General features: G+C 73.9%; 16 protein-coding genes and 1 pseudogene. 9 read left to right on the top strand and 8 right to left on the bottom strand.

Annotation, left to right across the window (positions count from 1 at the left end; translation table 11 throughout):
- Positions 1 to 99 (top strand): annotated as a pseudogene (locus tag IF88_RS47245) (IS481 family transposase); the annotation flags it as partial.
- On the opposite strand, the gene IF88_RS0115525 reads toward IF88_RS47245, so the two are convergent.
- A complete protein-coding gene (locus IF88_RS0115525) occupies positions 96 to 620 on the bottom strand; it encodes a DinB family protein (RefSeq protein ID WP_030711420.1) in 525 nt (174 codons plus the stop codon). The pseudogene IF88_RS47245 and the gene IF88_RS0115525 sit on opposite strands and share 4 nt — an antisense overlap.
- An 84-nt stretch (positions 621 to 704) precedes the next feature.
- Here IF88_RS0115525 and IF88_RS0115530 point away from each other — a divergent pair, with 84 nt between their 5' ends.
- Positions 705 to 1,610: a Gfo/Idh/MocA family protein gene (locus IF88_RS0115530; RefSeq protein WP_030711422.1), complete on the top strand. Its 906-nt coding sequence runs from the start codon at positions 705 to 707 to the stop codon at positions 1,608 to 1,610.
- Here the strand turns inward: IF88_RS0115530 and lnt are convergent.
- The 5 genes from lnt to IF88_RS0115555 form a co-directional block, all read right to left on the bottom strand.
- Positions 1,555 to 3,132: an apolipoprotein N-acyltransferase gene (gene lnt, locus IF88_RS0115535; protein WP_420710971.1), complete on the bottom strand. Its 1,578-nt coding sequence runs from the start codon at positions 3,130 to 3,132 to the stop codon at positions 1,555 to 1,557. The genes IF88_RS0115530 and lnt overlap by 56 nt on opposite strands.
- A gap of 59 nt (positions 3,133 to 3,191) precedes the next feature.
- The gene (locus IF88_RS0115540) at positions 3,192 to 3,659 is read right to left on the bottom strand and encodes a nuclear transport factor 2 family protein (protein ID WP_030711426.1); all 468 of its coding nucleotides are present in this window, start codon (positions 3,657 to 3,659) and stop codon (positions 3,192 to 3,194) included.
- Positions 3,660 to 3,728: 69 nt separating this feature from the next.
- On the bottom strand, positions 3,729 to 3,905 hold the full coding sequence (locus IF88_RS47250; RefSeq protein ID WP_199808082.1) for a hypothetical protein: 177 nt from the start codon (positions 3,903 to 3,905) through the stop codon (positions 3,729 to 3,731).
- A gap of 125 nt (positions 3,906 to 4,030) precedes the next feature.
- Entirely contained in the window at positions 4,031 to 4,909 is an 879-nt protein-coding gene (locus IF88_RS0115550; RefSeq protein ID WP_030711428.1) for an undecaprenyl-diphosphate phosphatase, read from the bottom strand.
- A gap of 48 nt (positions 4,910 to 4,957) precedes the next feature.
- A complete protein-coding gene (locus tag IF88_RS0115555; RefSeq protein WP_030711430.1) occupies positions 4,958 to 5,686 on the bottom strand; it encodes a TVP38/TMEM64 family protein in 729 nt (242 codons plus the stop codon).
- A 49-nt stretch (positions 5,687 to 5,735) separates the two neighbouring features.
- Between IF88_RS0115555 and IF88_RS0115560 the strand changes: the two genes are divergently transcribed.
- The 4 genes from IF88_RS0115560 to IF88_RS0115575 all read left to right on the top strand — a co-directional run bounded on the left by IF88_RS0115560 (position 5,736) and on the right by IF88_RS0115575 (position 9,783).
- On the top strand, positions 5,736 to 6,452 hold the full coding sequence (locus IF88_RS0115560) for a DNA alkylation repair protein (protein WP_030711431.1): 717 nt from the start codon (positions 5,736 to 5,738) through the stop codon (positions 6,450 to 6,452).
- Positions 6,453 to 6,726: 274 nt separating this feature from the next.
- Positions 6,727 to 7,908: an elongation factor Tu gene (tuf, locus tag IF88_RS0115565; RefSeq protein ID WP_030711434.1), complete on the top strand. Its 1,182-nt coding sequence runs from the start codon at positions 6,727 to 6,729 to the stop codon at positions 7,906 to 7,908.
- Between the two features lie 103 nt (positions 7,909 to 8,011).
- Entirely contained in the window at positions 8,012 to 8,857 is an 846-nt protein-coding gene (locus IF88_RS0115570) for a patatin-like phospholipase family protein (RefSeq protein WP_030711435.1), read from the top strand.
- Between the two features lie 134 nt (positions 8,858 to 8,991).
- Positions 8,992 to 9,783: a spermidine synthase gene (locus tag IF88_RS0115575; RefSeq protein WP_051836962.1), complete on the top strand. Its 792-nt coding sequence runs from the start codon at positions 8,992 to 8,994 to the stop codon at positions 9,781 to 9,783.
- A 55-nt stretch (positions 9,784 to 9,838) separates the two neighbouring features.
- Here the strand turns inward: IF88_RS0115575 and IF88_RS0115580 are convergent, their stop codons facing one another.
- A complete protein-coding gene (locus IF88_RS0115580) occupies positions 9,839 to 11,191 on the bottom strand; it encodes an MFS transporter (protein WP_030711439.1) in 1,353 nt (450 codons plus the stop codon).
- Between the two features lie 69 nt (positions 11,192 to 11,260).
- Positions 11,261 to 12,277 carry a hypothetical protein gene (locus tag IF88_RS0115585; RefSeq protein WP_030711443.1) on the bottom strand — a complete coding sequence of 339 codons (1,017 nt, stop codon included), beginning with the start codon at positions 12,275 to 12,277 and terminating at the stop codon, positions 11,261 to 11,263.
- Positions 12,278 to 12,373: 96 nt separating this feature from the next.
- Between IF88_RS0115585 and IF88_RS0115590 the strand changes: the two genes are divergently transcribed.
- The 3 genes from IF88_RS0115590 to IF88_RS0115600 all read left to right on the top strand — a co-directional run bounded on the left by IF88_RS0115590 (position 12,374) and on the right by IF88_RS0115600 (position 15,827).
- Complete coding sequence (locus IF88_RS0115590) at positions 12,374 to 12,826, top strand: DUF4442 domain-containing protein (RefSeq protein ID WP_181382609.1); 453 nt, start codon at positions 12,374 to 12,376, stop codon at positions 12,824 to 12,826.
- 156 nt (positions 12,827 to 12,982) lie between these two features.
- Entirely contained in the window at positions 12,983 to 13,183 is a 201-nt protein-coding gene (locus tag IF88_RS0115595) for a type II toxin-antitoxin system VapB family antitoxin (RefSeq protein ID WP_030711446.1), read from the top strand.
- A gap of 115 nt (positions 13,184 to 13,298) precedes the next feature.
- On the top strand, positions 13,299 to 15,827 hold the full coding sequence (locus tag IF88_RS0115600; protein WP_030711447.1) for a glycoside hydrolase family 3 protein: 2,529 nt from the start codon (positions 13,299 to 13,301) through the stop codon (positions 15,825 to 15,827).
- Positions 15,828 to 15,871: the final 44 nt, after the last annotated feature.

A 15,871-nucleotide genomic window follows, 5' to 3' on the forward strand; every position in this document is an offset into this window, starting at 1 on the left:
GACTGGCTCCACACCTACAATCACCACCGCGGACACACCGCCCTCGCAGGCAAACCACCCGCCAACCGCGTCCCCAACCTCACTGGGCAATACACCTAGTCGCCCGTGGCGCCGTCTATCTGCTCGCGCAGCAGGTCCGCGTGGCCGTTGTGGCGCGCGTACTCCTCGATCATGTGGGTGTAGACCCAGCGCAGGCTGAAGACCTCGCCGCGGTGGTGGCTCTCCGCCTGCGACAGCAGGTCCAGGGAGCGGCCCGAGGCGGCCTGGCGGGCCAGTTCCACCTCGGTCTGCCACACCCGTTCGTTCTCGGCCCAGGTGGCGTCCTCGTCGAAGTGGAAGTCGCCGTCCGGGTCCTCGTCGGTGCAGTACAGCTCGGGAAGGTCCTCGCCGAGCATGATCTCCCGGAACCAGTACCGCTCCACCTCCGCCATGTGCCGTACGAGGCCCAAGAGGCTCAGCTCGGAGGGCGCGAGCGCGGCGCGGCGCAGCTGCTCGTCCTGGAGCCCCTCGCACTTCCAGGCGAGGGTGGCGCGGTGGTAGTCGAGCCAGCCGTCGAGCATGTCCCGCTCGTCGGCGGTGGTGGCGGGCTCGGTGCGATGTGATCCGGAACTGGTGGTCATGGGGGACATCCTCGGTGAACCGGGCCCCTGCCACCAGGGATTAAGCTGCGGAAGTCCCACAAGGATCAACCTGGAGGTTCCCCGGTGAAGGTCGGCTGCATCGGACTCGGCGACATCGCGCAGAAGGCGTACCTCCCTGTCCTCACCACCCGCCCCGGGATCGAGCTGCACCTGCAGACCCGTACCCCCGCCACCCTCGAGCGGGTCGGGGAGATCCACCACGTCCCCGCCGCGCGCCGGCACACCGATCTCGACGCACTGCTCGCGGAAGGGCTCGACGCGGCCTTCGTGCACGCCTCGACCGCGGCCCACCCCGAGATCGTCACGCGGCTCCTGCGGGCCGGCGTGCCCACGTACGTGGACAAGCCGCTCGCCTACGAGCTCGCGGACTCGGTGCGGCTGGTGGAACTGGCCGAGGAACGCCGGGTCTCACTGGCCGTCGGCTTCAACCGCCGCCACGCGCCCGGCTACGCGCAGTGCGCCGACCACCCGCGCGAGTTGATCATCATGCAGAAGAACCGGGTCGGGCTGCCCGAGGACCCGCGCACCCTGGTCCTCGACGACTTCATCCACGTCGTCGACACCCTGCGCTTCCTGCTGCCCGGCGAGGCCGAGCACGTCGACGTCCGTGCCGTGGTGCGCGAGGGGCTGATGCACCAGGTGGTGCTCCAGCTGGCCGGCGACGGCTTCACCGCGCTCGGCATCATGAACCGGCTGTCCGGCTCCACCGAGGAGATCCTGGAGGTCTCCGGCCGGGACACCAAGCGGCAGGTCGTCAACCTCGCCGAGGTCATCGACCACAAGGGCCAGCCGAGCGTCCGGCGCCGCGGGGACTGGGTGTCCGTGGCCCGCCAGCGCGGCATCGAGCAGGTCGTGGACCACTTCCTGGAGGCCGTCGAGACGGGCAGGACCCTCAGCGCCCGGGACGCGCTCCTCACCCACCGGCTGTGCGAGCGGGTGGTGAAGTCGGCTCTGGAGCAGGCCTCCTGAGCGAACGGACGCCCGCCACCGCGCAGTACACCGCGAGCGCGGCGAGGGCCGCCCCCACCGGCCAGTCCCCGAAGCGCCCGTAGAGGGTCGTGCCCCGGGCGAGCGGGACCTCGTACACCGCCGCCGCGCTCGCGGAGGTCGGCAGCGCCGCGCCGATCCGCTCGCCGGACGGGCCGTGCACGACGCTGATGCCCGTGAGGGTGGCGTGCACCATCGGGCGGCCGTTCTCGGCCGCGCGCAGGGCCGCCAGCGAGGCGTGCTGGGGCGGGGCCCAGCTCTCCTGGAAGGTGGAGGTCGCCGACTGGGCGATGAGCAGCGAGGCCCCGTCCCGGGTCAGGCGCCGGCTCATGTCGGGGAAGGCCGACTCGAAGCAGACCAGCGGGCCGAGACGGACACCGGCGGGGGCGCCGCCCCCGCCGTCCTGCCGCGCGGGCAGGTCCATGACCACGGGGGCCGTGCCGGGCACCCGGTCCTCGCCCGCCGCCTTGCCGACCGAGGTGGCCCAGCCGAGCAGCGCCCGGGCCGGTACGTACTCCCCGAAGGGGACGAGCCGCATCTTGTCGTAGCGGTCGCCGGTGGGGCCGCCAGGGCCCACGAGCACCGCGCTCTTGTAGATCCCCGGCCGGTCCGCCCGCCGCGCGTCCACGTTCACCAGCAGCGGAGCCCCGACCTCCGCCGACAGCGAGGCCAGCCGCCGGGCCAGGTCCGGGCGGGCCGTCAGGTCCTCGCCGACGCTGCTCTCGCCCCACACCACGAGGTCGACCCGCTGCCCCGCCAGCGGCCGCGTCAGCCGCTCTCCGACCGCGAACCGCCGCTCCGCGCTGTCCGGGCCGTCCGCCACCGGACCCGGTTGTACGACCGCCACGCGCAACCGGCCGGACTCCGCGGGAACCGCCGCCCACACCCACACCACCGCGGTCAGCACCGCGCACCCCGAAAGCCCCGCCACCGCCGGGATCCGCGCCCCAGGCACCGCGACCAGCAGCACCACGGCGCAGTTCACCGCCACGACCAGCAGGCTGACCAGCCACACCCCGCCCACGGAGGCCAGCCGCAGGGCGGGCGGCACCTGCCACTGGCTCGCCCCCAGCAGCCCCCACGGCCCGCCCAGCCCCTGCCAGGACCGGACCAGCTCCGACAGCAGCCAGCCCGCCGGTACGAGGACCAGCGCGGACAGCGCCCGGCCGGCCGACGGGGCCCCGCCGAGCAACTCCCGTACCAGGAGTGCCCAGGGGATCCAGAGCAGCCCCAGCAGGGCCGCCACTGGCACCAGGAAGACGTGCAGGCTGGGCAGCAGCCAGTGGTGGACGGCCACGATGAACCCCGCGCCGCCGAGCCAGCCCTCCAGGGCCGCCCGCCGCCCGGTGGGGGCCGACCTCAGCAGCAGCATCCAGGGCGCGAGGGCGACGTAGGCGAACCACCAGAGCGCGGGGGCGGGGAAGGCGAGGGCGGGCAGCGCCCCGGCGGCGACCGCGGCGGGCGCGCGCCACCGGTCCATCCACTCGTTCCGCATCGCGACCATGGCGCGCCTCCCCTTCCAGTCTGGCAGTGCAGTGCAGTGCAGTGCAGCGCCGGGCAGGCTCAGGCGGACATGTGCCGCCAGGTCTCGTGCACGGTGACGCGCGTGAGCCGCCAGCCGTCACGGGTGCGGGCCAGTGCGAAGGAGTAGCGTCCGGCGGCGACGAAGTTGGGCGCGGTGACCGTGCCGTCGAACTCCGGACCCGCCAGGCGCATCGGGTTGAGGAAGTCGGCCCGGACCTCGGCGCTGTCGCCGGGCGAACCGCCCAGGTCCTCCAACCGGACCAGCCGGTTGACGATCAGGTGCTGACGCACGGGGAAGAGCCGCATGGTCTCCGCGAGCCAGTCCGCGACCTCCCTCACCGACCCCTCGATCCCGCCCGCCGAGCTGTAGTCGACCCGGCCGGAGGCGGTGAAGAGGGCACGGTAGGCGTCCCAGTCGCCGTCGTCGACGGCCACCGCGTAGCCCGTGACCACCTCGTCGATCGCCATCCGGTCCATTACCGTCGCGAGATCCACACGCTGAGTCATCGGGTCAGTGTGGGGCTGCGCGTGCCCGAGGCCAAGGGGCGTGCGCGGACCGGATCTTCCCGCGGCCGCTCAGCGACCGGAACGGGCCTCCCGCTGCCGGACCACGACGAGGAACGCGTCGCTGTCCAGATCCATGACCACCTCGGCCGGCACCCCCTCCCGCATCCGCTGCGCCGCGTACTCCTCCGCGGGCCAGCTCCCCCGCGGACTTCCGGCCGGAAAACGCTCCAGTACCACTCGACCCATGGGACACCCCCTGCTTGCTTGCCTTCCGGTCTCTTCAGGTCTCTTCAGGCACAACGACGCGGAAGCCGCCCGGGAACGTTCCCGAGCGGCTTCCGGTTCACCCGAAGCGGTGGAGCGGGGTCCTGCTAGGAGCCGGACTCACCTGCGTGCGGGCTCAGCACGTCCGCGCCGATCAGCGCGAACAGCAGGATGCCCAGCAGGATCCGGTAGATCACGAAGGGCATGAAGCTCTTCGTCGAGATGAACTTCATGAACCACGCGATCACGGCGTAGCCCACGAAGAAGGCGATGACCGTCGCGAAGATCGTCGGGCCCCAGGAGATGTGGCCCGGCTCCTCGAGCACGTCCTTGATCTCGAACGCGCCGGAGGCCAGCACGGCCGGGATGGCCAGCAGGAAGGAGTAGCGCGCCGCGGCCTCGCGGGTGAAGCCCAGCAGCAGACCGCCGGAGATCGTCGCGCCGGACCGGGAGACGCCCGGGATCAGCGCCATCGCCTGGCAGAGACCGAAGATCAGGCCGTCCTTGACACCCAGCTGCTGGAGCGTCTTGCGCTCGCGGATGGCGCGGTGCCGGCCGCCCTCCTCGTCGCGGGCGGCCAGCCGGTCGGCGACGCCCAGCACGACGCCCATCACGATGAGGGTGGTCGCCGTCAGCCGCAGGTCGCGGGCCGGGCCCACGATCGCGTCCTTGAAGACCAGGCCGAGGACACCGATCGGAATCGAGCCGACGATCACCAGCCAGCCCATCTTGGCGTCCTGCTCGGAGCGCAGGGCCTTCGTGTACAGGGAGCGGAACCAGGTGGAGATGATCCGCGCGATGTCCTTGCGGAAGTAGATCAGCACGGCGGCCTCGGTGCCGATCTGCGTGATGGCCGTGAAGGCCGCTCCTGGGTCGTGCCAGCCGGCGAACGCCGCGGTCAGCCGCAGGTGGGCGCTGGAGGAGATCGGGAGGAACTCCGTAAGCCCCTGGACGAGACCGAGGATTAGGGATTCGAACCAGCTCATGTCGGGGTGCGCTCGTCCTTGTGATCGTCGGGCAGTTCGCCCCCGATGCTAGGGCCCGTGCGAAGTGCCGCTGACCACTGGGGGGTGCTGGGGCGTCAGCTCGTACGACGATCCCCGGGTTCGCGGGGGTGCCAGGCGGTGCCGCTTGCGCCAGGCGACGGCTCCGGCCCCCACCACCGAGACCACGATGAAGCCGAAGGAGGCGAGGAACGCGGGCGAGCCGGGGGAGGAGGCGCTGGCCCCCGCGATCACGTACGCGGTGGTGTTCGGCACGACGCCGATCGCCGTGGCGAGGAGGAACGGGCCCCAGCCGCAGCGGGACACCGCCGCGCAGTAGTTGGCCACCACGAAGGGGACTCCGGGGAAGAGCCGGACGGCGAGCATCGAGCGGAAGCCGTGCCGGCTGAGCTGGCCGTCCGCCGCCTCCAGCCAGCGGCCGCGCAGATGCGGACGCAAAGCCTCCTGGCCCATGATCCGCCCGAGGCCGAAGGCGATCCCGGCGCCCAGGACGGTGCCGCCGACCGCGGCGACGAGGCCGAACTGGGTGCCGAAGACGGCTCCCGCGGCCAGGTTCAGCAGGGGACGCGGCACGAAGGCCGCCGCGCACACCCCGTACGCGGCCGCGAAGAGCAGGACCGCCGTGCCCACCGGGAGGCCCGGGGGCCAGCCCTCCGAGAGCAGGCGCTGGGGCTCGAACAGCAGCACGCACACGCCGGCCGCCACGAGCAGCACGACGAGCAGCGACAGCCGGGTCCACGGCGCGAGGAGGAGGGACATCCCGGGAGACTAGCCGAGGTATGCGGCGGCGCGCCGTAATCTGGGCCTCATGCCGTCGAACGGCCGACGACCCCCGAGGGTTCCCGGCAGCGCCCTCGCGGACACCCTGCTGGAGCGGCTGACCGGGACGTACGCGGCGGCCGCCGACCCCGTGCGGGCCGAGGCGATGACCGCGTACATGAAGGACGTGGCGCCCTTCCTCGGCATCCCGACACCGCTGCGCCGGGACCTGTCGAAGGCGGTGCTCCGGGACACCCCCAAGCCGTCCGAGGCGGACTGCGCGGCGCTCGCGCTGCGCTGCTGGCGGCTCCCGGAGCGCGAGTACCACTACTTCGCGGTGGACTACCTGCGCCGCCACGTCTCCCGGTGTTCCTCCGGCCTCCTGCCGGTGGTCCGGCACCTCATCGTCACCGTCCCCTGGTGGGACACCGTCGACCTGCTGGCCGCGCACGCGGTCGGCCCGCTGGTGGCCGCCGACCCGGAGCTGGCGCGGGTGATGGACGAGTGGATCGAGGACGAGGACCTCTGGCTCGCCCGCGCCGCCCTGCTGCACCAGCTCCGCTACAAGGCCGCCACCGATTCCGGGCGCCTGTTCGCGTACTGCCGCCGCCGGGCCGGCGACCCGGACTTCTTCCTGCGCAAGGCCATCGGCTGGTCCCTGCGCGAGTACGCGAAGACCGACCCCGACGCGGTGCGCGCCTTCGTCGCGTCCGCAAGCGGCACCCTGTCTCCGCTGTCCGTGCGCGAGGCGCTCAAGAACCTCTGAGGGCCCTCCGGTTCACCGGGTAAATCATTCGACGGGCCCGGGGCCGTCCGGCAGGATCGGGGGCATGTCCCGGTTCGCCTTCCCCGCAGCGCCGTCCGCAGTCGCGGACGCGCCGAAGGCTGCCGAATTCGCCTTTCCCGCAGAGACCTTCGCCGCATTCGACGGCGCACGAAGCTGACCCTTCCCGGATCGTCCGGCGGACCCCGCAGGGGGAGGGTCGGCTCGGTTCAGGGGTCCCGTCCACGCTTCGAGCAACGGGAAGAGACAAGCGATCATGGCCAAGACGGCCTTCGTGCGGACCAAGCCGCACCTCAACATCGGCACCATGGGTCACGTCGACCACGGCAAGACCACCCTCACCGCCGCCATCACCAAGGTCCTCGCCGAGCGCGGCGGCGCCTCCTTCGTGCCCTTCGACCGCATCGACCGGGCCCCCGAGGAGGCCCGGCGCGGGATCACCATCAACCTCACGCACGTCGAGTACGAGACCGACACCCGGCACTACGCCCACGTGGACATGCCCGGGCACGCGGACTACATCAAGAACATGGTCACCGGGGCCGCGCAGCTCGACGGGGCGATCCTCGTCGTCTCCGCCCTCGACGGGGTCATGCCGCAAACGGCCGAGCACGTGCTCCTCGCCCGGCAGGTCGGCGTCGACCACATCGTCGTCGCCCTGAACAAGGCCGACGCCGGGGACCCCGAGCTGACCGACCTGGTCGAGCTGGAGGTCCGCGAGCTGCTCACCGCGCACGGCTACGGCGGGGACGCCGCGCCGGTCGTACGGGTCTCCGGACTCGGGGCGCTGGAGGGCGACCCGCGGTGGACCGGGGCGATCGAGGCGCTGCTGGACGCGGTGGACACGTACGTGCCGACGCCGGTGCGGTACACGGACGCGCCGTTCCTGCTGCCCGTGGAGAACGTGCTGACCATCACCGGGCGCGGGACCGTCGTCACCGGAGCCGTCGAGCGCGGCAGCGTCCGCCTCGGCGACCGCGTCGCGGTCCTCGGCGGCGACGGCGAGCCCGCCGAGACGGTCGTCACCGGGCTGGAGACCTTCGGGAAGCCGATGGAGTCCGCCGAGGCCGGGGACAACGTCGCGCTGCTGCTGCGCGGGGTCCCGCGCGACGGCGTGCGCCGCGGACACGTGGTGGCGGCGCCCGGCAGCGTGACGCCCAAGCGTCACTTCACCGCGCAGGTGTACGTGCTTTCCGGGCGCGAGGGCGGCCGTACGACTCCGGTCGCCACCGGCTACCGGCCGCAGTTCTACGTGCGCACCGCCGACGTGGTGGGCGACGTGGACCTGGGCGAGGCCGGCCTGGCCCGGCCGGGGCAGACGGTCACGATGACCGTCGAGCTCGGGCGGGACGTCCCGCTGGAGTCGGGGCTCGGCTTCGCGATCCGCGAGGGCGGGCGGACGGTCGGCGCGGGGACGGTCACGGCCGTCCTGGGCTGACCCGGACGTTCGGGGCCGTACCGGCCCCTCTGTGGTGACGGCGGAGCCGCTGCGTCAGACTGCCGTCACCACAGACATGCGGGGAAGCAGAGGGGCGGGCGAAATGGGCGGCGACACGGCACTCGTGCTGGGCGGCGGGGGACTGACGGGCGTGGGCTGGGAGTGCGGAATCCTGTACGGGCTCGCCCGCGCGGGCGTCGACCTCACCACCGCCGACCTCGTCGTCGGCACCTCGGCGGGCTCGGTCGTCGGCGCCCAGCTCACCTGCGGGCAGCTGTCCGTGCGGGAGCTGTACGAACGCCAGCTCGGCGATGCCACCGGGGAGATCCCCGCGAAACTGGGGGCCGGCGTCATCGCGCGGTACGCCCTCGCGATGGCCCGCTCCCGCGACGCGACGGTCTACCGGCAGCGGGTCGGTGCCATGGCCCTGGCCGCCGACACCGGCGCGGAGGCCGAGCGCCGCGAGGTGCTCGCGGCCCGGCTGGTCTCGCACGAATGGCCCGAGCGGCGGCTCGTGGTGACCGCCGTGGACGCGCTCACCGGCGAACCGGCCGACTTCGACCGCGAGAGCGGCGCCGGGCTCGTCGACGCGGTCTCGGCGAGCTGCGCCGTGCCGGGCGTATGGCCGCCGGTGACGGTCGGCGGACGGCGGTTCATCGACGGAGGCGTCCGTTCCGCCACCAACGCCGACCTCGCCGCGGGGTACGCGCGCGTCGTGGTCATCGCGCCGATCTCGCTCGGCTCCGGGCTCGTCCCCTCGCCGGCCGCGCAGGCGGCGCGGCTGCGGGAGGCGGGGGCGCGGGTGCTGGTGATCAGCCCGTCGGCGCAGGCCCGCAAGGCCTTCGGGCGCAACGTACTCGACCCCGCCCGGCGGGACCCCGCGGCGCGGGCCGGTCTGGCGCAGGCGGTCGAGCACGTCGAGGCGGCGGCCGCGGTCTGGTCCGGCTGAGCCGGGAAGGGGCCGGGGGCCGCGGGGTCCCGCACCCGGCGGAACGTCCCGTTGCGGCCCGGCCCGACAATGGTGGGGTGAGCGACGAACAGATCCCGGTCGTCCGGGACGTGGGCCAGGGCACCGCCAAGCTGATGCCGGACGTGGACGGTGAGCGGGCCTGGCTGCTGACCGTCGACGGGGCCCCGCAGTCGTACGTGGACCTGGACGATCCGCAGCACCTGGAGTTCGAGTACGTACGCCGCCTCGCGCACGTCCTGGACTGCGCGGCGGAGCCGGGGCGCGCACTGGACCTCCTGCACCTGGGCGGCGGCGCCCTCACCCTGCCGCGGTACGCGGCGGCGACCCGGTCGGGATCCCGGCAGGCGGTCGTCGAGTTCGACGCGGGCCTGGTCGAGCTGGTCGCCGAACACCTGCCGCTGCCGGCGGCCTCCGGGATCACGGTGCACACCGCCGATGCCCGGGCCTGGCTGGAGGCGGCGCCCGCGGCGAGTGCGGACGTGGTCGTGGCCGACGTCTTCGGCGGCTCACGGGTGCCGGCGCAGCTGACGTCGGTGGAGTACGCGCGGGCGGCGGCGCGGGTGCTGCGGCCCGGCGGGCTGTACGCCGCGAACCTGGCGGACGGGGCGCCGTTCGACTTCCTGCGGGCGCAGCTGGCGAACTTCGCGGAGGCGTTCGGGGAGCTGGCACTGATCGCGGAGCCGGGGGTGCTGCGGGGGAGGCGGTTCGGGAACGCAGTGCTCCTGGCCTCCGACGCGGGGCTTCCGGTGGCCGCGCTGGCCCGGCGGTGCGCGGGGGACGTGTTCCCGGCGAGGGTGGAGTACGGGGACGGGCTGGTGCGGTTCAGGAAGGGGGCGGTGCCGGTGGCCGACGCGGACGCGGGGCCGTCGCCGGCTCCGCCGGAGGGCGCGTTCTCGGTGGGGTAGCCGGCTCGCCGCCGCGCCGTGCAGGGACTCCGCCCCGCGCCCCGCGCCCCGCGCCTCAGACGCCGGCCGGGCTGGAGGGGGCGGCGGGGCTGGAGGGGGTGGCGGGGCCGGACGGGGCGGCGGACTGCTGGGTGAAGGTGGTCGGTTTGGTCTTGCGGGTCATGTGGCGGACGTCCGGGATCAGCAGGACCAGGGCCGTGGCCAGGACGACCAGGGAGGCGCAGCCCCACAGGGCCTCGGTGCGGCCGAAGGCCGTTTCGGCCGGGCCGGCCAGGGCGGTGGCCAGGGGGAGCATCGACACCGAGCCGAACCAGTCGTAGGCGGAGACCCGGGAGAACTTCTCCTCCGGGATCTCCTGGTGCATCGTGGTCATCCAGTTCACGCCGAAGACCTCGATCGCGGCCCCGCTGACGAACATCACGGCGCACAGTCCCCAGACCGGCAGCGGCACGGCGAGGCCCGCCGACGGCAGCGCCAGCGGGAACACGCACAGCGTGCCGATCAGCAGCAGCCGGCGCGGTTTCCACGCCATCATCAGGACGGCCCCGGCGATGGTGCCGACCCCGAAGAAGGCCAGGGCCACGCCCCAGGGCGCCGCCCCGCCCAACCGGTCCCGGGCGACCAGCGGACCGTAGACCGCCTCCGCGGCGCCCACCACGGCGACGACGACGGAGAACTGGAGCACGATGCTCCACAGCCAGGGGCGGGTCCGGACCTCCACCCACCCCTCGCGCAGATCGGCCAGCAGGCCGCCGCCGGGGGCCCGGTCGGGGACGTGGCTCACGTCGAGGAACGCACGCAGCAGGCCCGCGACGGCGAAGGCGGCCGCGTCCACGGCCAGGACCCAGCCCGGGCCGAGCACGGCGATCATCGCCCCGCCGAGGGCGGCGCCGCCGATGCCCGCGCCGTTCATCGCCATGCGGAACAGGGCGAAGGCCCGGTTGGAGTGCTCGCCGGAGACCGTGGACAGCAGCATGCCCTCGGCCGCGGGATTGAAGAAGGCCGTGCCGGTGCCGCACAGGGCGGTCAGCAGCATCATCTGCCACAGCCGGGGGTCGCCGGTGAGGACGAGCAGCGCGAAGGCGGCCTGCGAGAGGCAGTTCAGGGCGTTGGCCGCGACCATCACGCGGTGGCGCGGCAGCCGGTCGGCGACGGCGCCGCCGATGAGCAGGAAGAGGACGAGCGGCAGCGTACGGGCGGCCGCGACCAGTCCGATGTCGCCGCTGGACCCGCCGGCCTCCATCACCGCGAAGGTGGCCGCGATGAGCGCTCCGTGGCTGCCGAGGTTCGTGACCACCGCCGCACCCGTGAGCAGGGTGTAGTTGCGGCCCGCCCAGTCCGGCCGACGACGGCGTGCGGGCGTACGGGGCGCGGGCGTACGGGGTGCCGCGTCGGGGGGAGAACTCACCCCCGGACTATCCCCGCCCCGGGCCGAGAATCCAAACGGATTCCCGGACCGGGGCGGCGGAGGCGGAGATCAGCTGGTGGAGAGCCGGATCGAGCTGAGCATCTTGTCGGAGACGTCGGTCGGGACCTCGTCCTTCACGCCCGCCGCGCCGACGATCACGAAGCTGGCGAAGTCACCGACGGCGTTCTTGAAGCCGAAGCCGATCGCCTTGCCGTCCGAGGAGCACTTGTTCTCCTTCTTCACTCCCGGGGCGGTCGCGACCACCGTGTGGCCCTTGAGGCCGGAGGCGGTCGTGTACTCCTTGGCCTCGCTGACCTTCACCGTTCCATTGGGCTCCTTCTGGGCGTACGCCGCCCAGACCCAGGTGCCGGTGTTGTCGGTCGCGACCTGGGCCGTGTCCTTGGCGCCCTGGGCACCCTTGACGCCGGTGTCCGCGAGCGAGTACTTCTCCATGGTGCCGTCGGCGTTCTTGTCGACCGTGCACCACTCCTGCTTGAGGGTGGCGGTCCCGGACATCGTGACGACAGGCTTGCCGTCGGTCTCGTCGTGGAGGGAGAGGGACACCCCGGAGTCGTTGACGTTCCACTCGGGGGGCACGTCGTAGGTCACGTTGTACTTGGTGTTGACGACGACCTTCCAGCCCGGGATGACGGGCTGCATGTTGCCGCCGGCCCGCGGGTTGGGGCTGCTGCCGGCCGGGGCGGGTGTCTCGGAGGCCGGCGGGGAGCTGGCCACCGGCGGCTTGTCGTTGGCCTCGGTCTTCTTGTCGTCCCGGGTCAGGACGTACGCGCCGGTCGCGGCGGCCGCCACGAAGACGGCGGTCGCCGCGACGATGGCCACGGTCTTGGTCGAGTACGGGCTCCCGCCGCCGCCCTGGGGCTGCTGAGGCTGTTGGGGCTGCTGGGGCGGGCCCCACTGCTGGCCGGGAACGCCCGCGGGCGGCTGGTAGCCGGGCTGCTGCGGGTATCCGTAACCGGCCTCCTGCGCGTACGGGTTCGGCTGCCCCGGCTGCTGCTGGTACGGGTTCTGGTGCGCGTCCTGAGGGTTCTGTTCGCCCCCGGGGGGCTGCTGCTGTCCTGGCCACATGGCCGGTAACGATAGTGGGAGCGGACCACGGGAGCCACGGCCGCCCCCTCGCGGGCTCTGGCCAAGGACATCTACTCGCGGGTAACATCGCGTTTCATGAGCGCAGATCAGATGAACGTGGGCGAACTGCTCGCCGCGACGGTGCCGATGGCCCGGACCCTGAACCTCCAGTTCCTGGAGACCACCCCCGAGCGTGCGGTCGTCCGGCTTCCGGACCAGCCCGACTACCACAACCACGTCGGCGGCCCGCACGCCGGCGCCATGTTCACCCTCGCCGAGTCCGCGAGCGGGGCGATCGTCCTGGCCGCCTTCGGCGACCAGCTCTCGCGCGCCGTGCCCCTCGCCGTGAAGGCCGAGATCGGCTACAAGAAGCTCGCCAAGGGCGTCGTGACCGCCACCGCCACCCTCGGTCGCCCGGCCGCGGAGGTCATCGCCGAACTCGACGCGGGCGGCCGCCCAGAGTTCCCCGTCACCATCGCCATCCAGCGCGAGGACGAGGCCGTGACCGGCGAGATGACGGTCGTCTGGACCCTGCGCCCCAACGCATAGCGTTCCGGCGCCGCCGCGAAAGGCCCCCGCCCCTGCCGCGCGGGGGCCTTTCGCGTGCCCGTGGTCCCGTGGCCGGACGAGCCAGCTCCACGGAACCACGCAATCCACGGGCGTGCGACGGCTAGAGTCCGTCGGACGACGATGGAGGGAGCGCCCGTGGCCAAGGTCAACATCAGCCTCGATGCGGAGCTCGTGGTGGAGGTGATGGTGCTCGCCGGGGTCGGCTCGCCGCAGGACGCGGTGGAGGCCGTCGTACGGGACTACATCGCGCGCGGGCACCGCACCGAGGCGCGGATCCAGCGGCAGGACGAGCCGCGGCGGGCCGCCGACAGCCTGCCGCCGCTGCCGGAGGGCTGAACCTGGACGACCGCGGCGGCGCGTCTCGGCGGAGCCCGCGCACGCGCGGCGCACAGTGGGCGGGGGAGCGGTCCGGCGCGGGCCGCTCCCGCCGAACCCCGCCGCAGGAGCGCCGATGAGCGAGGCCGTGTCCAGACGTTCGGCGATGCGGCTGCTCGCGGCGGCGGGCGGGGTGGGCGCGGCCCTCGGAACGGGGGCCTGCGCGCCGACCGTCCCGCCGGGTGCGGGGCCCCGCACGACCACGCCCGCGGCGGGGGCCCCGGCCGGGCCCGCCGCCGGGCCCGCGGACTCGGCCGCCGCCCGCGTCGAGGCGCTGCTGGAGCGGCTTACCCTCGACGAGAAGACCGCCCTGCTGCACGGCGCCCGGGACCCCGCCCCCCTCGGCCAGGCCGGCTACGTGCCCGGCGTCCCGCGCCTGGGCATCCCGGCGCTGCGCCTCGCCGACGGGCCCGCCGGGGTACACGTCGCCAGGCCCGCCACCGCACTGCCCGCGCCGGTCCTGCTCGCCTCCGCCTTCGACCCCGCGCTGGCCCGCGAGTACGGGCGGGTCCTCGGCCGCGAGGGCCGCGCACTCGGCCAGGACGTCCTGCTGGCGCCCATGGCCAATCTCATCCGGACCCCGTACGCGGGCCGGAACTTCGAGACCTTCGCCGAGGACCCGAGACTGACGGCGGACCTGGTCGCGGAGGTGGTCCGCGGCGTCCAGGACGAAGGGCTCATCGCCACCGTCAAGCACTTCGCCCTCAACAACCAGGAACACGGCCGCGACACCGTCGACGTGATCGCCGCCGAGCAGACCCTGCACGAGACCGAGCTACGGGGCTTCGAGGCCGCCGTGGCGGCCGGCGCGGGCGCCGTGATGGGCGCCTACAACCGGGTCAACGGCGTCCACGCCTGCGAGAACAAGCCGCTGCTCGACGAACTGCTGCGGGGGAGCTGGGGGTTCGACGGCTGGGTGATGTCCGACTGGAACGCCACCCACAGCACCGTCGCCGCCATCGGCGCCGGCCTCGACATGGAGCTGCCCGGCGGCACCCACTTCGGCGGGCCGCTGCGCGAGGCGGTGCGCGGCGGTTCCGTGACCGAGGCCGCCGTCGACCTCGCCGTCCACCGGATCCTGACCACCATGGACCGCTTCGGGCTGCTGGCGGCCCGCCCCGCCGCCCGGCCCGCGCGCAACCCCGCCGCCGGGGCCCGGATCGCCCGCAAGGTGGCCACCGCCGGAGCCGTGCTGCTGCGCAACGAGGCCGGCACCCTGCCCCTGACCGGCGCCGCCGCCCGCTCGGTCGCGGTGATCGGCCCCACCGCCCAGGTGCCGTTCGTCGGCGGCGGTGGCAGCGCGCACGTGGTCCCCGACGGGGCGGCCGCCCCGCTCACCGCCATCCGGCAGCGGGCCGGCAACGGCTCCACCGTGCGCCACGCCCTCGGCGAGGACCTGTACGGACGGCCGCTCCCCGCGAGCCTGCTGACCCCGCCCGCCGGCCTGGACGACCAGCCGGTGGCCGCCGGGCGGGAGTGGACCCACGCGGGCGAGTTCCGGCTGGCGGCGGACGACGAGTGGACCCTGATCGTCCACTACACCGGGCAGCGGCCCGTCGTGCGCCTCGACGGCGAGGAGCTGTTCCCCGTCCGGCAGGGCATGGCCGAGCACTTCGCCGGCGGACTGCTCGGCTCCGCACCCGACGGGATGGCCGTCCGCCGCCGCACCCTCGCCCTCAAGGCGGGCCCGCACCGGCTCACCGTGACCGCCCGGGGCGGCGACGCGGGCCAGCGCTTCCGGCTCCGGCACACCACCGGGGCGATCCGGGCCGCGGACCTCGCCGAGGCCGTGAGGACCGCGAAGTCGGCCCGCAGCGTGGTCCTGTTCGCCTACGAGGACGCCACCGAGGGCCGGGACCGGACCTCCCTGGCCCTGCCGGGCGGGCAGGAGCGGCTGATCGAAGCGGTGGCCGCCGCGAACCCCCGTACGACCGTGGTGCTCAACACATCCTCCGCCACGACCATGCCGTGGCTCGCCCGGACCGGGGCGGTCCTCCAGATGTACTACCCGGGCCAGGAGGGCGCGGGCGCCACCGCCGACGTCCTCTTCGGCGACGTGGACCCGGGCGGCCGCCTCACCCAGACCTTCCCGGCCGACGAACGGGCGACTCCGGTCGGCGGCGATCCGCTGCGCTACCCGGGCGTGGGCGGCCGGCAGGAGTACGCCGAGGGCATCCACGTCGGCCACCGCTGGTACGACGCCCAGCGGGTGGCGCCGCTGTTCCCCTTCGGACACGGGCTCTCGTACACGACCTGGCACTACGAGAACCTCACGGTCCGGCCGGAGCGCGAGGGGGTGCGCGCGGAGTTCACCGTCCGCAACACCGGCCGCCGCAAGGGCACCGAGGTGGCCCAGGTGTACGTCGGCCCGTCCCCGGAGCTCCGGCTCGACCAGCCGGTGCGCGCACTGGCCGGCTACCGGCGGCTCACCCTGGCGCCCGGCGAGGCGCAGCGGGTCACCGTCAACGTCGACGCCCGGACACTGTCCTCCTGGGACCCGGAGGGGCACGCCTGGGTGCTGGGTTCCGGCCGCCGGGAGGTGTTCGCGGGCCGTTCCTCCCGAGAGCTGCCGCTGAAGTCAAAGGTCGTGGTGGGGAGCCGATAGGCTGCCCGTTCGGCGTGTCACAGGGGGCGCGCCGGGACGACACG

The sequence above is a fragment of the Streptomyces sp. NRRL F-2580 genome (genome assembly GCF_000720115.1).
Classification (GTDB): Bacteria; Actinomycetota; Actinomycetes; order Streptomycetales; family Streptomycetaceae; genus Streptomyces.

What these genes read in the sequence shown, in the direction of transcription:
- IF88_RS0115525 (WP_030711420.1), bottom strand. Translation starts at nt 620, where the DNA reads ATGACCACCAGTTCCGGATCACATCGCACCGAGCCCGCCACCACCGCC.
- lnt (WP_420710971.1), bottom strand. Translation starts at nt 3,132, where the DNA reads ATGGTCGCGATGCGGAACGAGTGGATGGACCGGTGGCGCGCGCCCGCC.
- IF88_RS0115540 (WP_030711426.1), bottom strand. Translation starts at nt 3,659, where the DNA reads ATGACTCAGCGTGTGGATCTCGCGACGGTAATGGACCGGATGGCGATC.
- IF88_RS47250 (WP_199808082.1), bottom strand. Translation starts at nt 3,905, where the DNA reads ATGGGTCGAGTGGTACTGGAGCGTTTTCCGGCCGGAAGTCCGCGGGGG.
- IF88_RS0115550 (WP_030711428.1), bottom strand. Translation starts at nt 4,909, where the DNA reads ATGAGCTGGTTCGAATCCCTAATCCTCGGTCTCGTCCAGGGGCTTACG.
- IF88_RS0115555 (WP_030711430.1), bottom strand. Translation starts at nt 5,686, where the DNA reads ATGTCCCTCCTCCTCGCGCCGTGGACCCGGCTGTCGCTGCTCGTCGTG.
- IF88_RS0115560 (WP_030711431.1), top strand. Translation starts at nt 5,736, where the DNA reads ATGCCGTCGAACGGCCGACGACCCCCGAGGGTTCCCGGCAGCGCCCTC.
- tuf (WP_030711434.1), top strand. Translation starts at nt 6,727, where the DNA reads ATGGCCAAGACGGCCTTCGTGCGGACCAAGCCGCACCTCAACATCGGC.
- IF88_RS0115570 (WP_030711435.1), top strand. Translation starts at nt 8,012, where the DNA reads ATGGGCGGCGACACGGCACTCGTGCTGGGCGGCGGGGGACTGACGGGC.
- IF88_RS0115575 (WP_051836962.1), top strand. Translation starts at nt 8,992, where the DNA reads ATGCCGGACGTGGACGGTGAGCGGGCCTGGCTGCTGACCGTCGACGGG.
- IF88_RS0115585 (WP_030711443.1), bottom strand. Translation starts at nt 12,277, where the DNA reads ATGTGGCCAGGACAGCAGCAGCCCCCCGGGGGCGAACAGAACCCTCAG.
- IF88_RS0115590 (WP_181382609.1), top strand. Translation starts at nt 12,374, where the DNA reads ATGAGCGCAGATCAGATGAACGTGGGCGAACTGCTCGCCGCGACGGTG.
- IF88_RS0115600 (WP_030711447.1), top strand. Translation starts at nt 13,299, where the DNA reads ATGAGCGAGGCCGTGTCCAGACGTTCGGCGATGCGGCTGCTCGCGGCG.